The 21,528-nt window shown below is 46.8% G+C and carries 13 protein-coding genes and 1 tRNA gene; 11 read left to right on the top strand and 3 right to left on the bottom strand.

All coding sequences use genetic code 11. The annotated features are described in order from the left end of the window. Positions 1-191 precede the first annotated feature (191 nt). Genes hsdR through L1N97_RS11470 form a run of 3 tightly spaced genes read left to right on the top strand, consistent with a single transcriptional unit; the run spans position 192 to position 7,594 of the window. The gene (hsdR, locus tag L1N97_RS11480; protein WP_236129874.1) at positions 192-3,716 is read left to right on the top strand and encodes a type I restriction-modification system endonuclease; all 3,525 of its coding nucleotides are present in this window, start codon (positions 192-194) and stop codon (positions 3,714-3,716) included. Further along, positions 3,701-4,525: a glycosyltransferase family 2 protein gene (locus L1N97_RS11475; protein ID WP_236129873.1), complete on the top strand. Its 825-nt coding sequence runs from the start codon at positions 3,701-3,703 to the stop codon at positions 4,523-4,525. Before hsdR ends, L1N97_RS11475 begins: the two co-directional genes overlap by 16 nt. Further along, positions 4,526-7,594 carry a glycosyltransferase family A protein gene (locus L1N97_RS11470; RefSeq protein WP_236129872.1) on the top strand — a complete coding sequence of 1,023 codons (3,069 nt, stop codon included), beginning with the start codon at positions 4,526-4,528 and terminating at the stop codon, positions 7,592-7,594. On the opposite strand, the gene L1N97_RS11465 is transcribed toward L1N97_RS11470, so the two are convergent. Both L1N97_RS11465 and L1N97_RS11460 read right to left on the bottom strand, forming a co-directional pair. Next, on the bottom strand, positions 7,530-8,309 hold the full coding sequence (locus L1N97_RS11465; RefSeq protein ID WP_236129871.1) for a hypothetical protein: 780 nt from the start codon (positions 8,307-8,309) through the stop codon (positions 7,530-7,532). The genes L1N97_RS11470 and L1N97_RS11465 overlap by 65 nt on opposite strands. Then, positions 8,306-9,040, bottom strand: a complete 735-nt coding sequence (locus L1N97_RS11460; RefSeq protein WP_236129870.1) for a class I SAM-dependent methyltransferase — start codon at positions 9,038-9,040, stop codon at positions 8,306-8,308. Before L1N97_RS11460 ends, L1N97_RS11465 begins: the two co-directional genes overlap by 4 nt. A gap of 273 nt (positions 9,041-9,313) precedes the next feature. Between L1N97_RS11460 and L1N97_RS11455 the strand changes: the two genes are divergently transcribed. From L1N97_RS11455 to L1N97_RS11425, 7 genes are all read left to right on the top strand, one after another. Then, complete coding sequence (locus L1N97_RS11455) at positions 9,314-10,909, top strand: class I SAM-dependent DNA methyltransferase (protein WP_329605556.1); 1,596 nt, start codon at positions 9,314-9,316, stop codon at positions 10,907-10,909. Then, positions 10,909-12,249, top strand: coding sequence for a restriction endonuclease subunit S (locus L1N97_RS11450; protein WP_236129869.1), 1,341 nt, complete (start codon positions 10,909-10,911; stop codon positions 12,247-12,249). Before L1N97_RS11455 ends, L1N97_RS11450 begins: the two co-directional genes overlap by 1 nt. Next, positions 12,249-13,904 (top strand): AAA family ATPase, encoded by a 1,656-nt coding sequence (locus L1N97_RS11445; RefSeq protein WP_236129868.1) that lies wholly within the window; start codon positions 12,249-12,251, stop codon positions 13,902-13,904. The genes L1N97_RS11450 and L1N97_RS11445 overlap by 1 nt, the downstream gene beginning before the upstream one ends. Continuing rightward, positions 13,904-15,055 (top strand): hypothetical protein, encoded by a 1,152-nt coding sequence (locus L1N97_RS11440; RefSeq protein ID WP_236129867.1) that lies wholly within the window; start codon positions 13,904-13,906, stop codon positions 15,053-15,055. Before L1N97_RS11445 ends, L1N97_RS11440 begins: the two co-directional genes overlap by 1 nt. 42 nt (positions 15,056-15,097) lie before the next feature. After that, entirely contained in the window at positions 15,098-16,015 is a 918-nt protein-coding gene (locus L1N97_RS11435) for a restriction endonuclease (RefSeq protein ID WP_236129866.1), read from the top strand. A gap of 70 nt (positions 16,016-16,085) precedes the next feature. Next, complete coding sequence (locus L1N97_RS11430; RefSeq protein WP_236129865.1) at positions 16,086-16,952, top strand: hypothetical protein; 867 nt, start codon at positions 16,086-16,088, stop codon at positions 16,950-16,952. 2 nt (positions 16,953-16,954) lie between these two features. Further along, on the top strand, positions 16,955-17,965 hold the full coding sequence (locus L1N97_RS11425) for a nuclease-related domain-containing protein (protein ID WP_236129864.1): 1,011 nt from the start codon (positions 16,955-16,957) through the stop codon (positions 17,963-17,965). A 343-nt stretch (positions 17,966-18,308) separates the two neighbouring features. Here the strand turns inward: L1N97_RS11425 and L1N97_RS11420 are convergent. Next, positions 18,309-18,385, bottom strand: a tRNA-Val gene (locus tag L1N97_RS11420). Between the two features lie 273 nt (positions 18,386-18,658). Between L1N97_RS11420 and L1N97_RS11415 the strand changes: the two genes are divergently transcribed. Then, positions 18,659-21,508, top strand: a complete 2,850-nt coding sequence (locus tag L1N97_RS11415) for a S9 family peptidase (RefSeq protein ID WP_236129863.1) — start codon at positions 18,659-18,661, stop codon at positions 21,506-21,508. Positions 21,509-21,528 lie beyond the last annotated feature (20 nt).

The raw sequence follows: 21,528 nt of genomic DNA, 5'->3' as shown, positions 1-21,528 counted from the left end.
CAGCTTAGATCGCCAATGGAAAAATGCAAAAGTTCAAGAAGTAACAATGTAATTTAGAGAAGTAATTTATAGCTAAGAGTAAGGGGCGTGATCTGAACTAGTTCAGAATGTTGTATTGCCAACCGTCCACGCTAATGGTACAAACTTATCTTTATATCTGAAGATAAATCATTAGCTTGCGACGAGGGATTATGACGCAGCCTGCTGACCGGATACCACAAAGTAATTTTGCTTTTCTCGTCGAATACGACCCGCTGTTTTTGCAGCTGGCGCAAAGTGCTGAACGTGCTTTTAATGCCGATCCCAATACCACCTTAATCAAGTTACGCCAGTTTGCTGAAGCCATTGCACAAGAGGTGGCTGCGCGCTCGGGTGTGGTATTTGACGAACAAACCAGCCAGGCGGATCTACTCTACAAGCTGAATCGCGAATTAGGCTTTGATCCCCGTGTACGTGAGTTATTTCATATCTTGCGTATTGAAGGCAATAAAGCCACCCATCAGTTCAAAACCCAACATCGTGAAGCGTTAGCCGGGTTAAGGCTGGCACGTGAATTAGCCATTTGGTTTCATCGTGCCTTTGGTAAAGCCGGCACGCAATTTACCGCTGGTGCCTTTGTGCCGCCGGCGGATCCCAGCAGTCAGTTACGGCAACTACAACTTGATATTGAAAAGCTTAAATCAGACTTAAGTGCGGCCAATGTGCAACTTGACTCTAGCCAGCAGTTGCATGAACTGATTACGCAAGAAAAGGCCGAATATGAAGCGCTAGCAATGGCTATGGACGAAGAGGCCAAACAGCACGCCCAACAAGCGGCCCTGCATGAAGCGGCACTTAAACAGCAGCAACAGGATTACGAAGCAAAGATAAAGCTGTTGCAACAACAGCTCACCGCGCAAACCGCCGATGTGGTGACCGAACAACAAAGTACCGCACAACAAAAAACTCAAGCCGCTAGCCAGTACATTACATTAAGCGAAGAGCTCACCCGTATTCTGATTGACCAACAGTTAAAAGACGCTGGTTGGGAAGTCGACACGCAAGAGCTAACCTATCAAAAAGGCTGCCGGCCAGAAAAAGGCCAAAATAAAGCGATTAGCGAGTGGCCCACCAAGTTAAACAGCGAGGGCGGCCGAGCCGATTATGCGCTGTTTTGCGGTTTAACCCCAATAGCCGTAGTGGAAGCAAAAAAAGAAAACGTAAATGTGGCCGGTAAAATTGACCAAGCCGAGCGCTACAGCCGGGGTTTTAATGTTGCTGCGCCTTTAACGGGCGCTTGGCAGTTGACCGGGCAAACTGTAGCTTGGCCAGATCATGCTGAAGGCCATTACAAAGTGCCTTTTGTTTATTCTTGTAATGGTCGGCCCTATGTTCCGCAGCTAGCAGAGCAATCCGGCACCTGGTTTCGTGATGTGCGAGAGCCAAGTAATTTAAAACGGGCGTTACAAAGCTTTCATACCCCAGAGGGGTTATTGGACTTATTGAAACGCAGTAAAGAAGCTGCCGAGCAAAAACTCCAGCACGAACCCTTTGGCTATTTAAAAGTACGGCCTTATCAACAAAAAGCCATAATTGCAGTAGAGCAGGCGTTGGCTGAAAACCGTCGTACCGCCTTACTCGCTATGGCAACTGGTACCGGTAAAACACGCACCATCATCGGTTTAATGTATCGCTTTTTAAAAGCGGAGCGCTTTAAACGGATTTTATTCTTGGTCGACCGCACTGCACTGGGCCAGCAAGCGTTAGATGCGTTTAATGAAGCGCCACTGGAGCAAAACCACACGCTGGCGAAAATCTATAATATTGCTGAGCTAGGCGATATGGCGGCAGAGGCTGAAACCCGTATTCAGGTAGCCACTGTGCAGGCAATGGTAAAACGCATCTTTATGAGTGATAACCCGCCACCGTTAGATCAGTTCGACTGCATTATTATTGATGAAGCACACCGCGGTTATACGCTGGATCAAGACATGACCGAAGGCGAGCTAGCCACTCGTGATGCCAGCCAGTATTTATCCAGTTACCGGCGTGTGCTGGACTACTTTGATGCCTTTAAAGTGGCGCTTACTGCTACCCCTGCCAAGCATACCAGCGAGATATTTGGTAAGCCGGTTTACACCTATTCCTACCGCGAAGCCGTGGCTGATGATTGGCTTATCGATCATGAACCGCCGATCCGCTATGAAACACTGCTCAGTCAAAATGGGATTAAGTTTGAAAAGGGCAGCCAAGTCAGTGCCATCAATACGCAAACGGGTGAAATTGAAACCGCTGATTTAGACGACGAGCTTAACTTTGAGGTCGAGTCTTTTAATCGCCGGGTGATTAACGAGAACTTTAACCGCGTTATTTGCGAACAATTAGCAGAAGAGCTAGACCCCTTTGGCGAAGAGAAAACCATGATCTTTTGCGCCACCGATCTGCATGCCGATATGGTAAAGCGATTACTGGATGATGCCTTTAAAGCCAGGTACAACGGCGAATATAACCAAGCCGCGGTAGCCAAAATTACGGGGCAAAGCGACAAAGTTGAGCAGCTTATTCGCCAGTACAAAAATGAGCGTTACCCCAATATTGCCATTACCGTCGATTTACTGACTACCGGCATTGATGTGCCGAAAATTTGCCACCTGGTGTTTATGCGCCGAATTAAATCGCGCATTTTGTATGAGCAGATGATTGGCCGTGCTACGCGGCGTTGCGATGATATTGGTAAAACGGTATTCCGTATTTATGATCCGGTAGATATTTACGCGGCACTGCAAGATGTCAGTACCATGAAGCCGTTGGTGAAAAACCCGAACATTACTTTAGCGCAATTGGTGGATGAGCTCACTACACCTAACAAGCTTGAGCAAGCACTGCAAAGCCCTGGTGAGCAGCAAGGTGAAAGCCATGCCGATGTGGTGTTAAGTCAGCTCAGCCAAAAGGTGATGCGCGTGCTGCGCAAAGCAGAGAGCCTAGCCGACACTAAACCCGCCTTAAAACAAAAGTTGGGTGAGTTACACAGCTTATGGGGCGTAGAGCCTAAAAGTTTACATACCCATTTGCGCGAAATGGGCCCCAGCCAAGCTGCACACTTTATGCAGCAACACAGCGGTTTGTTAAATCAGCTCAATGAGGTTGACGCACTACTTGGCTCATCACACAAACCGGTTATTTCTGAGCATGCCGATGAGCTAGTAGTGCGCGAGCAAAACTACGGCAACTATAAAAAACCAGAGGATTACCTAGAAAGCTTTAATCAGTTTATTAAAAGCCAACTTAATCAATCTGCGGCTTTAGCGGTGGTAGTGAATAAACCGCGAGACTTAACCCGCGAGCAGTTAAAAGAAGTGAAGCTACTGCTGGATAACGCCGGTTATTCTGAGGTTAAACTGCAAAGCGCGGTGCGCAATCAAACCAATCAAGACATTGCTGCCAGCATTATTGGCCATATCCGTCGTGCGGCCTTAGGTGAAGCATTGCAACCGTTTGAGCAGCGTGTAGCACAGGCTATGCAGCGTATGTATCAGCAACACAACTTTAACCCCAACCAGCGTAAATGGTTAGACCGTTTAGCCAAACAACTGGTGCATGAGGTGGTGGTTGACCGAGAATTTGTGAATAACTGCTTTGCTAACGACGGTGGTGCCAAGCGCTTAAACCTGATGTTGGATGATCAGTTAAATAGCGTACTGGCAGAATTAAGTAACTCATTATGGCAGGCCAGTTAGTGACGCCAATTGTCGTGCTTATTGCTACAACGCCGCGTTTTAACAATTTACAGTCTGTAGCTATTCCAAGCATTGTTGCCCAAAAATTGCGTCCTGTTGCAGTAGTTATCGTGTCAGATCAGCGTGCTCTTAACGCTGCTGAACACATTTTGCTTCAAGAACTACTTGGTGATCTACCGTTAGTCACTTTAAAAAATAGTTTCTTGCCCGGCGCGGCGGGAAGTTGGAACACCGGCATAAATGCAATTGCTCAGCGATTTAAACACAGCTACATCGCCATTTTAGATGATGATGACAGCTGGCAGCCCGATCATTTATTACTATGTTATAAAAGTAGTGATGATGGTCAGGCTGATATAGTGTTATCTGGCATTAATGTCACCAAAAACAATAATAATATTGCCGTCAACATACCTACCAATATTACGGTTAACGATTTTCTGGTTGGTAATCCTGGCTGGCAGGGCTCAAATACGTTTGTGCGTGTTAAGGCCTTGCAAGCGGTTGGCGGCTTTACTAATGGCATGATTAGCAGTAATGACAAAGATCTCGCCATTAGACTGCTGACTGAAAACCGTTTTCGCGTAACTTATACCAGGCAAGCCACAGTAAACTGGGCTTGCGGTTTATGCGATACGGCGTTGTCTGCACCTGGCTCTGTGCAAAAACGCAAAGGATGTGCACAGTTTCTTCAATCACATGGACATAGGATGTCATCCCTGCAGATGCAGCAATACTTTCAACGCATGGAAAAGCTGTTCAATATTAATCAGCAGGACATTCTTACCGAGTTACAGCGGTTATCTTAAATGCCCGAAAAAAGTTATTTTCTTACTGCGCCTGCTGTGGTGTCAGAGGTATTGTGTACCCGGCAAAGCCAGGTCATTAAGCAAGGTGATGCCAGTTATCAACAAGCTGAATTGGTTATTGCCATTACACATAAGAATCAGCCTACGTTTTTAGCCCGAGCCCTTGCAAGCGCAGTAATACAAAACATGGTGCGGCAAAAAAGGGCACGTATAGTTGTGCTGGACGATGGCTCAAGCAATGATGAATTCAACAAGGCTTGCGCCTTAGCCAAGCACCCTGCTATTACACTGCTTGCGGCAGAATGTGGTTCACCCGCCAGAGCGCGTAATATGTTACTGGATTGGGCTGACAAACAGCCTACAGTGCAGTGGGTTGCGCGGCTTGATGCCGACGATGAGTTAGCCAGCGACAATAGCGTACATGCCTTATGGCAAGCAGCAGTGCAGCAAAAAGCCATCGCCGCCATTGGTAGCAACCGTTTGCGTTTGGCTAATAGCATCATTGCTGGTACCAACTACGCTGATGCAAACGAGCTGTTAAATGCCGAGCAGTTGCTGGCTATGGTGCAGCGGTTTTGCCATGGTCAGCAACAGCATGAGTTACCTTCTTGTAATTTGCTGCTTAAAACGCAGGTTGGTTTACGTTACCCCAATATCAGAAGTGCTGAAGATCACTGGTTAGTGCTGCGGCTATTGCTGTTATATCCAAAGCAGGTGGTATGCGTGGCTAACCCGGTTTACTGTATCTATTCGCTTGATGGCGCCGACACACAGCACAATAAACAAAACCAGTTCTGGCAAGAGCAACGCGTTCGTCTTGCCGTGGCAGCGCAGTCCTGGTTGCACGCCAGCAGGCTAGGTTACAACATCCTGGGCTCGGGTATGGAAGGTATTGTTTGGTGTGACAAAAGCACCATTACCAAGCAGTTTTATCCCTGGGCGATAGAGGATAAAGATGTAATACAACTACAGCAGCTTATGACTAAGCCCATTTCAGGTTTACCAGCGGTAACCTGGCATAAGCAGCAAAGCGGATGGTGCTACACCACGCCGCTTCGCAATACGCGTGCTGTGGGCCAGTTAATTACCGTTGCCCAGATAACGCAGTTTTTACGCGGGTTATACTTAGCTGGGGTTTGCGCCCTGAATATAAAGCGCGATAACTTACTGCTTGATGCCGATAACACCCTGCTATATATCGACATTGGTAAAGACATTCAGCCACTAACCACCGCCTACTTTTTAGATATGGCGGCGCGGTTATATTCTATTGGTGTATTAGGCAATGACGATGAAGAGTTGGTGCGGCGTAAAAGCCTCCGTAAAGCTGATGCCGCTTTAATGCAACTGCCGAGTTTCGCGGCGTTTTACCAACAACTTATCAGCGCTTTGCACCCGCATTATATTGCCGTTAAACACAACGACAACCCTGTGCCAGTATGTACTAACGTTACCTTGCTGATTAAAGCTTGTGCGCAGGATGCAGCAGGGCTACAGCAGCAAATTGCGCACATTGTTACTCAGCTTAGCTTTCCACAGCGATTTGCAAAGGTGGTGCTGTTAATCGACAGTTTTAGCGGGCCGTTTTTACGCCAGTACGCTAAAGCGGACTTACCAGTTGTAATAGCCCAGGCCCAGGCATTAAAAGACGCTTCGCTAATTGATGATGTATGGCTGTCACCCGGGGCAGAAACAGAGCAGGCAGTTGCCTGCGCCCAGCAGTATTATCAGCAGTGGTTTGGTAATAACCAGGTAACGGCCAGCCATACGGTAAATAACGCACCGTTGTTGCCGCAAATATGGGCATTTAGCCAGGTAACTACTCGCTATGTGCTGCAGTGCGACAGCGATGTGCTGATTGGCCGAAAGTGCTGGCAGCATGATTATTTGGCCGACATGCTAGATGCAATAGCGCCCGCTGATGTGCACTGCGTTGGCTTTAACATATCCAAAGATACCGCCAAAGGCACAGCAGGCTTTTTACCTTACCACGGCGAGCCTGGACAGTTTCCGCCTGAAGTACGTTTTGGCTTGCTAGATCTTGCCCGTCTTAAAGCCTGTTTACCCATAGCGAACCCAGTGCAAGATAGCCGTTTTTGTTTAACCTGGCATCGGGCGTTGCAGGCACAGCAAAAACTAAGCGGCGCTCGCTCTGTGCGTGGTGGCAACCCCGACAGTTTTTATGTACACCCAAGAAACGAGCATAAAGCCGCTTTATGTTCTGGCGTGATCCGCGATTTAATTGCACAGGGAACCATACCGCCTGACCAAGCTGAGCAATTTGATTTACAACCAGACGCCCGCTGGCAATACCCAAGCCGGGCCGAACCAGTGGTGTTTTTACTAAAAGGCCGCCTCACTGAAACGGTATTACTGCAACGCTGCTTAACTTCACTGCGCCAGCAAACAGAGCAGTGCTTTGGCATTATATTAATTGACGATGGCAGTGGTGCTGAGCACAACTGGCAGTATCCGCTGCTGTTAGCCGACTTAATGCCCAAAACCACCTTAGTGCGGCATAACCAGCACCAGGGGCGTATGCCAAACTTTATTCAGGCCATTGAGCAGTTATGCACTAACCCAGATACGCTGATTGCCGTGCTTGATCAGGACGATTGCCTTATGCAAAACACCGTTGTTAGCCAGTTAATTAAGGCAGCAGAGCAAGGCGCCGATCTGATACAACTGCCGATGTTCCGGCCTAATAAACCGCTAAAGTTGTATATACCCAATTACACTTCGCCACGCGCTAAGGCTGCGGCAAATGTATGGGCACACTTGCGGGTATTTAAAAAATACTTGTTCGAGCGGGTACCCAAAGCATACTTCAAAAACGGTGATACCTGGTTCGACAGGGTAACCGACTATGTCACCATGCTACCCATGGTAGAGTTAGCTACCAAGCCCATGTATTTAGACACCGGTTATGCTTACTGGCATCAGCGGCTTGATTACGGCTTTGCAGAAAAGCAGCGCGAACATCAGCTTATTGCTGAGTTGCTAGCTAAACCTGCGCTAGCAAATACTGTTGCTGCGCCCATGCCAGTTGATACTGCACCCGAGCCATAAGCTGCGATGCCACATCATCAAATAGCCACCAGTTTGGGCTCTGTGTTTCAGTGCGTGATAAGTAAAACAGGGGCGCCATAGCGTTAACACTATCGGAATTGGTGTGGTTTAACCAGTTGGCTGGCGCTAAGTCGGCAAGCACGCGAATAACCGCCATACCGGCCTGTTTATCAAGCTGTGTGAGCTGTTTAAGTTGGTCGTAAGGGTTAGCAGCAGTGTGCTTAGTAGCCGCGCCATTAGCCGCCGGTAACGGCGTTAAATAAAACTGCGGCCAATCTAATGTAGCTATGTATGGCATTAATAACCTGCGCTCGGCCAACCAATTATGAAAATAGCTAGCCATTGGCTGGCGCACTTGCAAGCCGCCAGTGCGCGCCAGGCTGGGCAGCAGTGTCATACCGCTTACCGTTGCCGGTATGCCTGCCAGGGCAAATACCATTAGGCAGCACAAACCACTGGATGGCACAGCATTTAGTGCTACCTGTAACTGTTGGTGCTGCAGGTTTAGTGCCTGGGCAAAACCCGTGAACGGTAGTGTGCCGCTAACACTTAAAGCGTTATTACCGCCCGCTAAACGCTGGTTGCTAATACGGCAGCTATTAAGCCACTGTGGGTAGCCATGGTTAAAAACAATATGCTGCTGATTAGCGAGCGGGTTGTTGTTTTCAATTGCATGACCAGTGTTTGGTCCGTTACCTACAATATGCCAGCTCATCGTTTTTGTATTACCACTACTAGGCGCTCAGCGCTGGTTTCTATTGATGTCACTTTTGCTTGCGAGGCTATCGCTTGGTTTACATTGGTTGTGTTGCCAAAGGCGCCGGTAATAACAAAGTTGCCGTTTATTGCATCAAAGTTCCATTGATGCAGGCCATAGTAGTTTGCGGCAATGCCCTCATTGCGATAATGATTTAAGTAAAAATAACATTGCGGTTTAAGCACGCTAATGGCCTGCTGAATAACCAATAACGGGTCGCGACAGTGATCAATGCAGTTACGCGCATGAATAAGATCAAAGCTGTTATCGCTAAATTGCTCCCGTAAGCGTTCACCAAAGCCAGGTAGAGTAGCTACGGGCGGTGTTAAGGCCAACTGTTTAAGCAACGCCTGATATTTATCGGCTATTGGGTCGATGGCAACCAGCTCAATATTGCTGCCGTTATGGCGTTTACCTACTTTACTCATTGGCCCTGCGCCAATGTCCAGCACCTTTAAACAATGCATACTTTTTGCTGGCAATAAAGCTGCCAGCTCAGGCTGCAGTGGCGCATTCGCATCAAAATGCCGGGCTAACTTTTCCCGGTTATTTTGCAGGTTATCCTGATGAAACTCAGTACCAATTAGCATCAGTGCCAGCTTCCATTTTAGGTATTGGCTAAATGCAGAATAGGGCAGTAACGGTTTAATAAACCGATAGATAAAACGATAACTTAAACGGGCTAACACTAAGCGTCCTTATTGCTTGCTGAAGCACTATATTAATTGGCTGGGTTACCTAAGCTAAAACATACCACAAAGGTTACACAGTGGTTGCTGCTATGGGTTGCGGCTTATATCATAGGGCAGCATTAAAACCCTGCCATCCTAAAGCGGTTAATTACCTGATAAACAGCTTTTATTTTATTGAATTTATCACAGTTCTGTAGCACATTTGTGTGTGTTATCGAAACAAGGTTGCCAGCGTTACCCAAGCAGGATGATTTTCTAACAAGGATTAACATGAACAATAACGACATCGTACAAAAACTCTGGAACCTGTGTGACGTACTGCGAGACGACGGCATTAATTACAGCGATTACGTCACCGAATTAGTGCTACTGCTGTTTATTAAAATGGTGCATGAAAACACCGAAGCCGGCACCTTAAAAAAACACCCATTGCCAGAGGGCTGCCGCTGGACTGATATTAACGGCAAGTCGGGCATAAACCTGCTAAACGACTACAAAGCGATTTTATTTGCACTCTCTACTGGTAAACGCCTGATTGCTGATCCAGACAATGTCGGTAAAACCATTGAAGTGCAGGTACATGAAGACCCGCTGATCAGCGCCATTTACGCCGATGCACAAACCCGCCTGCGCGAGCCACGCCATTTAGAGCAAATGATTAAAACGTTGGACCAAATAGACTGGTTTAGCGCCGCCAAAGACGGCCTGGGCGATTTATACGAAGGCTTGCTGGAGAAAAACGCCGGTGAAACCAAATCGGGCGCCGGCCAATATTTTACTCCACGAGCCTTAATTAACTCCATGGTGCGCTGCATTAAACCTAAACCATGCGAAATTGTGCAGGATCCGGCGGCCGGTACGGCAGGTTTTTTAATTGCCGCCGATGCCTACATTAAAAAACATACCGATGACTTATATGATTTAACGGCTGCTGACCAAACTTTCCAGCGCAATAAAGCCTTTGTCGGTATCGAACTGGTGCCCGGCACCCGCCGTTTAGCGCTAATGAATTGCTTATTGCACGGCATGGAGGGCGATGCCGAGGGCGTGGTGCATTTAGGTAATGCCTTGGGCGATACCGGTAAAGCTTTAGCCCGTGCCGATATTATTTTAGCCAACCCACCGTTTGGCACCAGCAAAGGCGGTGAGGCCAGTAACACCCGCGACGATTTAACCTATAAAACCAGCAATAAACAACTGGCGTTTTTGCAGCATATTTACCGTAACCTAAAGCCCGGCGGCCGTGCTGCAGTAGTGTTGCCCGATAACGTACTATTTGAAGCCGGCGTAGGCACCGACGTACGCCGCGATTTAATGCACAAGTGCAACCTGCACACTATTTTACGCCTGCCTACCGGTATTTTTTACGCCCAGGGCGTTAAAACCAACGTGCTGTTTTTTACCAAAGGCAGCAGCAAAGACAAGTTGCAGCAAGAAAACTGTACTGAGAGTGTCTGGGTGTATGACCTGCGTACCAATATGCCAAGCTTCGGTAAACGCACGCCGTTTGCTGATAGCCACTTAACACCGTTTGAAGCCGTGTATGGCGAAGATGCCAATGGCCTAAGCCCACGTGAAGAGGGTGAGTACAGCTTTAATGCCGAGCAAGTGGAAGTGGCCCCCACGGAAGAAAACGACGGCGTAGACGAGCGTTTAGCCCACAGCCGCTGGCGCAAATTCAGCCGCGAGTGGATCCGCGAGCATAAAGCCGACTCGCTGGATATTAGCTGGCTAAAAGATAAAGACAGCGTCGATGCCGCCAATTTGCCAGAACCTGATGTACTGGCCCGGGAGGCGAAAGACGAGCTCGAGGCAGCGCTTAGTGAGCTGGATGGATTGCTTAAGGCGTTGGAAGGTGCAGCCTAATGTGCTTTGACGATTTACCTTCAGATTGGTTATACATCAAGCTTGGCGATGTCGTTGAGTATGGCAAAACACAGAAGTGCGAACTATCAGATGTCTCTAACGATACTTGGATACTAGAGCTTGAAGACGTCGAGAAAGAGAGCTCCAGAATTGTTCAGAGGTTAAATGCAGCCGCACGACCGTTTAAGAGTACAAAAAATAAGTTTAAAAAAGGTGAAGTATTGTACGGCAAGCTGCGGCCGTACCTGAATAAGGTTGTTATTGCTGATCAGAATGGCGTTTGTTCAACGGAAATTATTCCGCTGGATGCAGCGCCTCATATCGACAACCGGTATTTATTTTACTGGTTAAAAGGCGAAACTTTTTTAAATTACGTGGTTGAGGTTAGCTATGGTGTAAATATGCCCAGGCTTGGAACACAAGATGGGTTGTTAGCACCTTTTGTTCTCCCCCCACTAGCCGAACAAAAAGTGATCGCCGAAAAACTCGTCACCATGCTGGCACAGGTCGACAACACCAAAGCCCGCCTCGAGCGCATCCCCGAGATCCTAAAACGCTTCCGCCAATCCGTGCTCGCCGCAGCGGTAAGTGGCAAGTTGACGGAGGAGTGGTGTTCAACAGAATCAACTTTGGCTGAAGTGGCTGAATTTCAGAACGGCTTTGCTTTCAAAAGTGAATGGTTTGAAACGACTGGCCAATACCAAGTAATAAAGCTAGGCAACATTAGAGATGGGTATTTGGCTTTAGAAAATTCTCCAGCATTTGTCTCTAATTCTATTGCGGAAGAGTTCGCAAAATTTACTCCAAATACTGGCGATACACTTTTAAGTATGACCGGTACTCGTTTTAAAAAGGATTATGGTTTTGGTTGTCTAGTTAATGATCAGAAAAACCTTTTAATTAATCAACGCGTTGGAAGGCTTATGCCTAATCAAAAAAGCGTTTTGCCTGCATATTTAAATATCTTTGTTCGCTCAGATAAGTTTAGGGATCAATTTTTTGCTGGTGAAACGGGTGGCGTAAATCAAGGGAACGTTGGTTCTAAGCATATTATGTCAATTGAGTTATCCCTGCCATCTATAGATATTCAAACCGAAATCGTCTGTCGGGTAGAAGAACTCTTCGCCTTTGCCGACCGCATTGAACACGCCGCCCAGGCCGCGCTTAGCCGGGTAAATAACCTGACCCAATCCATCCTCGCCAAAGCCTTTCGCGGCGAACTCACCGCCGATTGGCGTGCGGCTCACCCCGAGCTGTTAAGTGGTGAGAATAGCGCTGAGGCTTTGTTGGAGCGGATAAAGACGGAGCGGGCGAAGGTTAAAATAAGGAAGAAAGCCTGATGCGAATCGTGTCGGTAAAGTTAAATGGTCAATACAAAGGCTTAAGAGATCAGGCGTTTGATTTTAGCTGCATAGACAGCAATATACAGGCATTTATTGGCCTTAATGGCGCAGGGAAATCACAGCTACTAGAGCTGATAGCTGAAATATTTGCTTATGTAGAGCGCTGGCAAAGACAGGATTTTATAACCAATACAGGGTTTAATTTTGGTGTGGAGGTTGTTTACCAGATACAACTGCTTAGCCCTGATGCAAGGCAGACGCTATTTAAAATTGTAATAAAACCAGAGAAAGAGCCCGAGCCATATACCTATCAGGATGACGTTGGTTGGTTCCCATGGGGCAATGAAATACCTGTTCCGGATCATATTGTTGGGTACTCATCTGGGTTAAATGCGAATTTGCAAGGTGGCTTCTTAAAAAATATGGTGCAGTATTTTGATGTACAACGCATCAAGCTGAAGCGCCAAAAAGAGTTGTCATTCAAGAATACCGATGACAAACAGTATTATGAGATAAATCAACGGTATGTTGAAAAATACCCTCATTTATTCGAGAAAGACAGTTACGGCGAAATACGAGAATCACCTTCAGGAATAAGCTCGTTAATTTTCTTGGATTACGACAGCGCAAGGTTGATGATTAGTTCACTAGGCATGTTATCTAAGGAGGATCTTGATGATGTATTTCCCGAATGCAAATTTAAATACCCATCAAAAATCGTCTTTGCATATGCCCTTATTAATGACCAAGTTGAAGCCGATACGGTGAGTGACATAAAAATGCTTAGACGAGTTGCTGGAGAGGCTAATTATCTGGGCATTGGTAAGCAATCAACGGAACTGCAATACGAGATGTTCGAGCTAGATAATATGTCTGGTGAAATCACTTTAGATTTAAACGATCCTTCTGTTCGTGCTAGGTTGTATGAGGCAAATTATGGTAATCCGTTTCTGTTCTTTAAGCGTTTGTTTAAAGCACAACAGCTTGGGATTAAAAAGTGGCGTGCTGATGATGTAAGAGGCTTAAGACGTGATAACTATTTCGGTAACGTTAAAAAGCCACTGAAAAGTAAATTGCCTATCACCATTAAAGAGCTTTTGCTGTCGGATGGAAAATTTGCGACAGTTAATTATGATGACCTGTCAGATGGGGAAGCTCAGCTTATTGAGATTATGGGCATGGCAAGATTGTTTAGCAGCGACAATACCTTGTATTTGCTGGATGAACCGGAAACCCATCTAAACCCTGCATGGCGCACCTATTTTCATAAGCATTTATCAAAAGCGCTGAAACCTGAGTTTGAGCTAAATACACAAGTGCTATTGTCGACCCATTCGCCTTTTATGATTTCGTCGTTGCGTAAAAATAATGTTTTTATGTTTGAGCGGGGGCAAAATGATCGAATAGAAATGATGCCAATTGGTGAACAGACCTACGGCACTACATTTGAGATTTTAATCAAACGGCATTTTGGCCTCAAATCGACTATTTCGCAAAGTGCAGTTGCCGAGGTGAAACAGTACTTAAACTCAGACAAACTTGTTGATAAAGAGACTGACCGCAGAGAATTGACGAAAGCCAGAGAATGGATTGAAACCAATTTAGGCGAGTCGATGGAAAAGGCTTATTTGCTAGGGAAGCTACAGCGCTAATGTTATTTTCTTTGAACCCCAATACACCACAGTGCGATGTATTCAGAGTATTGAATGACGAATTACTGCATTTTCTGTGTCAAAGCGTGAATGCAACAGCGTTTTCTGATGCATTATTTTCAACATATCAGGATGGGCAAAACATCCTTAGAAGTGAATGTTGGGAAAATGAACCTACTCGGGTGAAGTTTCAGGTGCTCTGGAATGAGCTTCCACAGGACGTACCTCAAAGGCAACAGCTATATGATCAAATTAACGCAGCCCAGACAATCAATACTTTTTTTAGCGATACGTTTAATTCACCACCTAGATTGCCAGATAACCAATTTAACGTGTTGAAGCAGCTAACCACACATCTTTTCACTAGAACAGCAAGCTTAGTCAATATAGAAAGGCAGGCAGGCACTGCAGTCAAAGCTCATTTTCAGTTATTTAGGCAAGCAAACGGAAATACCCAACTGTGTTATGTCTGCGGCACAAGTCAGTTGTCCCAAGATAGAATAGGGCGTCCTGATAACGAGCAATGGCGAGCTGATTACGACCATCTTTTGTGCAAGGATAAACATCCGATTTATGGCGTTCATCCAGGTAACTTTATCCCCACATGCCACATTTGCAATTCAAAAGCCAAAGGTTCGTTTGATCTACTATACAGAGCAGCTAATCAGCGGCGTTTAGCCTTCTATCCCTTACCACCTTTGCAAGAAAGTTGTAGTAGTTACATGTCGGTAACTATGGGGATAAAACAGCTGCATGAGCTGACAGTTGGCAACTGGGAGCAACCCCTAGGTGATGTCATGATTAGCTTTACTAACGCAAGTTATAATATTGAACAAAAGATAAATACATGGATAGACGCATTTCAAGTGCCTAGCCGTGTAAAATCCTTTATCGCTGATAGTCTAGTAGTGCGGTTAACTACAGACCTGTTAGCACCTACCAGCTTTCAAGAGTTTACCAGTCGCTTACGGCATTATGCTGCGAATGTTCCTCTAGATGTTAAACGGACTGAGTGGCGGTTTTGGCTGTTTAGACTTTATCAATATCTTTCACAACAAGACGACATTTTACTTCAGAGCGTATGGGCATTAATGGAATGGAATATACAGCAAACGAATCAACAGGCGTTGAATGCAGAGTTTGGGGTGTGAGCTGTATAAGCCCATAACGAAAAACTAGAAGGGAATGAATAAATGCCAATACCAACTTATGACCAATTTATTGAACCCGTACTTCGTTTTTTAGCCACTCGTCCCGATGGTGCTTTGGCTCGCGAGGTTTATGAGGCTGCAGCTGATGCGATGCAGCTAACAGATGAAGAGCGTGCAGAGCTATTACCCAGCCAGGCACAGCAAGTATATAAAAACCGTATAGGTTGGGCGCACGACCGGTTAAAGCGGGCTGGTTTGTCTAGCTCGGCAAAGCGAGGTTTGTGGTGCTTAACGGATGAGGGTCAAAATTTTGCAGCATCGCATCCAAATCTATTATCAGTAGAGCAAGTTCTGGAACTGGCGTCCGGCTTTACTGATGTAAGGTTAAGAGAGGCTACATCAACTCTTGAACCTGCAAGCGCTCTTACGAAAAACGAAAGTACAGCAGAGACATCAAGCCCAGAGGAGCGCTTAGGTGCTGCAGTAATAGAGATGCGTGAAAGCGTAGCCGCTGACTTGCTGGAAACATTAGCGAAGGTTAGCCCAACCTACTTTGAAACGATAGTTTTAGACTTGCTACATAAAATGGGGTACGGCGCAAACCGCAATGACCTGCAGCGGGTCGGTGGCTCGGGTGATGGCGGTATTGATGGCGTGATCTCACTGGACAAGTTAGGCTTAGAAAAGGTCTATGTTCAGGCTAAACGCTGGCAAAGCAGTGTTGGCCGGCCAGAAATTCAGGGTTTTTATGGCGCATTGGCTGGACAGCGTGCAACCAAGGGCGTGTTTATTACTACATCAGCCTACACCGCGCAGGCAGTTGAGTTTGCTAAATCGGTTGAACGCATTGTGCTGGTTGATGGAATTAAACTCGCTGAGTTCATGATCGACTATGAGATTGGTGTATCGACTCGCATTGTTAAAATTCCTAAGTTCGACAGCGACTATTTTGAAGATTAAGAGTTTGTTCTGAATGAATGCAGTTTAATCAATTGAATTAATTAAAATAACAGTTTGCAAAGGAGTTGCTATGTCAGTCATTGGGATCAGCGATAAAACTAAGAATGTTTATATTGGCGATAGTGCTATTTACGGCAGATCTATAGCTGTAAATCAACTTATCATGCCGATTATCTTTCCGGTCATTGATTCAAAAGATAACATCTGTCTTGGTGAGTATCCTGCATTTATCTTTCTCGAAGATACTTACGAGCCCGCTGCAGGTATTAAACGCGGCAGGGTATTTAGCAATCCAACAATGACTAATGTATGGATGCAGAGTCAATTTGTAAAAGAAGTTGAGAGAGCCGGTATTGCGCAGATATATCATCAGGAACAAGCCTTTTATCAGTACTATATTTATAAAATGCGGCACTTCATCTCTGATGCAAATAACAATCAAGCGATTCTTGGTAGTGGAGAGTATGCAACATTCTGGAAAGTAATAGCAGCTGAGCAAGTGTTTGGTGGTGACATTGTTGTGACACTGAAAAGCACTCGCTCAAATGGAGTGCTGCCTGTGATATTACCTAGCACTATGAATGCAGAAGATTATCAGCGTCTAGCCATTACTATAGATGAAGTTCAAATAGCCAACCGCAAAATAAGTCCATTTCATCTGGTGGAAAGCTGTCGCAGTGCTGCGGCCTGTGCGGTGGGTATTGCTATCGGTGACCCTGTTCCAGATTTAGCCAAAGCATTAAAAAAACTCGCTGAGTTGATGCCGCAAAATATGCTTAGCCAATACACTGGTAATATTATTGCCCGCTTACATGCACGAGTAAAACCTAACGCTCAGGCGCAACATGGCACTCGAGACGTTTCTGAAGAAGATGCGCAAACAGCGTTGCATTGTCTGTCGTTATTGCTAGTAGAAATTGGCCTAGCTAGATACTGATTATGATACTAAAAGACAAAACCCAGACCAGCTCTGCCTCTATCAAACTCGACGCTGGCATTAAGCAAGAGCACGGCGTGGCGTTTTACCTGCGCCGGGCCTATAAGAACAGTGACCAGGTTATGGTGCTTAATGACCTGCGTATTGAGCATGATGGTGAGAGCGCGCAGATAGATCACCTTATTGTGTATACCTATGGCTTTATTGTAGTTGAATCGAAGAGCATTCGCGGCGAAGTAGTGGTGAATGAGCAAGGTGAGTGGAGCCGCAGCTACAAAGGCCAATGGAGTGGCATGCCATCACCGATCAAGCAGGCGGAGCTGCAATTAAAATTGCTTAAACAATACCTATGCGCCAATACCGAAAAGGTAATTGGTAAGTTTCTGGGAATTCAGCAGGGGCTGGGTGCGCGTTGCTACGATGTGTTTTGTGCTATATCCAGCGACGCCATTATTGACCGTACCAAAGCGCCGAAGGGCATTGCCGATAAACTGGTGAAATCGGAGTTTGTTACCGACGCCCTAGACAAGAAGATGAACTTTAAAAAGTTCTATAATGTTGTAGGCAAGATTTACGATACCCGGCCAACATTTAACCGAGACGAGCTGCACCAGATTTGCCACTTTTTACTCGGTAACACCCAACAGCAAGCTAACGATGCGTTGAATGAAGCGCCTGCAGCATCGCCAGTTACCAAAAACGCCGAACCGCATGCCTTTGCAATGCCACCCAAGCAGCCGTATGTGGCCGCAAACAAGCCCTTAGCTAAACCAGTACAAAGCACGTCAATCAGTGCGCAGTGTAAACACTGTGGCCAGTGCAGCGGTTTAACCGCGCAATCTGGCCGTTATGGTTATTACGTGCAATGCGCTAGCTGTGGCGGTAATACACCGCTTAAGCGACCTTGCCTGTCATGTAACAGCCAGAATACCAAAGTGAGTAAGTCGGGGTTGTTGTATCAACTAATCTGCCAGGATTGCAGCAATAAAGTCGACGTTTTCAAGGCGAAGTGAAGGACGGCTGCAGCTAAAGTATTAAACCCCGGTTTACCTGTTTACCTGTTTACCTGATTATTCAGCCTTGCTACACCTAGGTTTGTCGCGGTTAGATCGTTAGATGGCGTCTCAGGTACGGCAAGCGTACCGGAGACGGGAGCGTTGTAGCGGTATAGTTTGTTGCGTTTAGATCGTTAGATGGCGTCTCAGGTACGCCATGCGTAGCGCAGACGGGGGCGCTGTAGTGGGTGAAAAGTCATGCTGCAACTACTCATGTTTGCGTAATGTTTGTGCGCACTGGATTTTTTAAATGCTGAAAACAAAAACGCCACCCGTAAGGTGGCGTTTTCATTAGAATTTTTGGTGCGTCCTAGTGGACTCGAACCACCGACCCCTACCATGTCAAGGTAGTGCTCTAACCAGCTGAGCTAAGGACGCACACTGAGTGGTTGTTGATAACTGTCATCGACAACGGGCGCTATGTTATTGCGCTAGTGGCCTGTTGGCAAGTGTTTTTCTGCCTGTTTGATGTGTTTGGCTGAAATTTAGCCGTGTTGGCCTGCGGTGGGCGCTATTGTAGGGTAATTAACCGCACATGGCTTGGAGTTGGTCGTATCTAGGGTGGTGCTCAGGCTATGGCTTGCCACAACGTTGTTGGCTTGTGGTAAGTTTTGACAAAATAAAACGATAAACACCGTTATTGAGGGTTCTATGTCTAATACTGTTCGCGGCTTTAGCCGCCTAGCTGGCTGTTTGATTCTGGCCTTTGCCAGTGTCGCCTGTAGCCAGTATCAAAGCACTACACCTATGGCACGCGGCGATGTCACAACCTCGGCTGTGATCCAATCCAGTCAAATCAGTACCGCCAATCTTAAACCGTTAAGCCTGAACGATATCATGCAGTTTCGGGAGATTAGCCAGCGCCAAGTCAGTAAAAATCAGCAGGTTATGGTGTATACCGCCATGCCAGATTTTGGTGACAGCACCGGTTATGTCGTGCACATTGCTACAGGGCAACAGTTTAGCGTGCCAAATGCCGATCGCGGCCAAGTAAGCGCCAATGGCGCTTTTGCTTTGTTTCGCCAGCAAGCGCCGTTATTAGCCCGTGAACAAGCCGCAGATAAAAAAGCTCGTGATGCGCTTGAACAAAACGCGGTGTTACTTAATACCGCCACCGGCGAACGGCAGGTGATTGCCAATATTGACCGTTTTGCTTTTAGCGGTGACAGCCACTATGCGCTGTTATTGGTACGTAAAGCCGACAGCAAAGACGAGACGCAAAGCTTACAAGCGCTGCATTTAGCCAGCGGTAAACTCACAACTTTAGGGCAGGTGACAGACTTTGCGGCAGCTGAAACCGGGCCCTTAGTGGCTTGGGTTGTTCAGCAGTCTGATAAGGCAAGCGAGCAGGAAAAAGATACTGAGAGCGCCGCTAAGCAAGCGCTGATTGTCTGGGACAGTGTCGCCAATCAGCAATATGCTGCTTTAGCTCACGCTGAGCAAAAACTGCAGCAGCTGCAATTTAATCAGCAGGGCACGCAGTTAGCGTTTTTCTCAGGCCCTACTAAAACGCAGCTTACTGCCAGTAAACAAGCAGAAGCCGCGCAGCAATTATGGCTTTGGTCAGTAGATACTGAAGCGGCACAAGCAGTGAACACTGCGCGTAGCGGCTGGCTGTTAAGCGAGCATTATCCCCCGCGCTTTAGTCAAGATGGCCAGCGCTTATTTGTAGGGCATCGGCCCGCTCTGGGCGAGCAAATGGCGAAGCCGGGCTTACCGCAAACCGAAGCAGAATTGTATGACATCAACCGCTTATTAGCTGATCGGCGCTTGCAGGTATGGCATGGCGAAGATGAGCGCATCAATAGCCAACAAAAAGCCGAATATAAAGAGGCACAAAAACGTACTGCCCCTGCGGTGATTTGGCTTGATAGCTTAAAGATGGTGGCGTTAAGTGATGATATCGAAGATCGGCTGCGCTTAACCGAACACAGCAGTGCGCAGTTAATCAGTAATGGCCGTGCTCACCTGAAACAGCTGAGCTGGAACGGCCGTTTGCATGATATGTGGCATGTGGATTTAACAACCGGCAAACGCCAGCCGATATTTACCGCGAATCGCAGCCAAGAATGGGCGCACCTATCGCCTGATGGTCGTTTTGTCGTGTATTTGCATGATGCGCAATATCGGCTATTTGATAGTCAAACCGGTCAACAGCAACTGCTGGGTAAAGACGTTAACGTATCTTGGGTCGATGAAGAAAATGACGTACCCATGCCAGCGCGAAGCTATGGCGTAGCCGGCTGGCTTGCGGATAGCTCAGCCGTACTGGTGTATGATCGCTTTGACATTTGGGCCTTGGCTTTAGATGGCACTAGCCAAAACCTGACCCAGCAAGGCCGTGCCAATGAGGTGCAATATCGGGTAGAAAAAACCGATGAGACGCTTGCCTTCGCGCCAAACGCCACCTTGTTATTGGCCATGTATCACGAAGAAAACAAGGGCTATGGTTTTGCCAAGTTTGAACTGGCCAATGGTACGCTCACCACCTTAGTACAAGGTGCAAAGCGCTATGACTTTGTCGAAGCACTTGAGCAACAACAACGCTACCTGTTTACCGAGCAAAGCTTCCGGCAATTCCCGGATCTGTGGCAAGCCAGTTATGACTTTAGCGAGCGCCTGCAGTTAACCCATGTTAACCCGCAGCAAAGCGAGTTTATTTGGGGTGACAGCCATTTAATTGACTGGACCACCGCCGATGGCGAGCGTTTACAAGGGGTGGTGTTAACGCCTGATGGTTATGATGCCAATAAACGCTATCCGGTTATGGTGTATTACTATGAGCAGTTTTCACAGCGCCTAAACCATTATAATCAAATGAAGATTAACCACCGGCCGAATTTTCCGTTTTATTTAGGCCAAGATTATGTGGTGTTTTTACCGGATGTGCGCTTTCGTGAGGGCGCGCCGGGGCCAAGCGCCACTGAGTCGTTAGTGCCGGGCGTGCAAAAATTGATTGATTTGGGCATTGCTGATCCTAAAGCCATTGGCTTACATGGCCACAGCTGGTCTGGCTATCAAACCGCCTTTGTGGTCACCGAAACCGATATGTTTGCCGCAGCGGTATCGGGTGCACCGGTGTCGAACATGACCAGTGCTTACAGTGGCATTCGTTGGGAGTCAGGTTTAGCGCGGCAGTTTCAGTATGAAACCGGGCAAAGCCGGATTGGCCCCTCGATGTTTGAAAATTTAAAACCCTATATTGATAACTCGCCAGTGTTTTTTGCCGAGCGCATTAACACACCGATGTTAATTCAATTTGGGGATGACGATGGCGCAGTGCCATGGGAGCAGGGCATTGAGTATTATTTAGCGCTGCGCCGCCTTAATAAGCCGGTGGTGATGTTGCAATACGAAGGTGAGCCGCATCATTTAAAGCAATATGCCAATAAAATTGACTACACCATTAAAATGCTTGAATTTTTTGACCATTATTTAAAAGGTAAGCCGGCACCCAAGTGGTGGCAACAAGGTATGCCTTATCAACCTACCAGTAAATAACCTGCAACAACCTCAAGCTA

Origin of the sequence: Rheinheimera sp. UJ63 (assembly GCF_021568285.1) — a bacterium.
Lineage (GTDB): Bacteria > Pseudomonadota > Gammaproteobacteria > Enterobacterales > Alteromonadaceae > Alishewanella > Alishewanella maricola.
The sequence above is the reverse complement of the archived record's forward strand: the minus strand, read 5'-3'. Positions and strand labels throughout refer to the sequence as shown.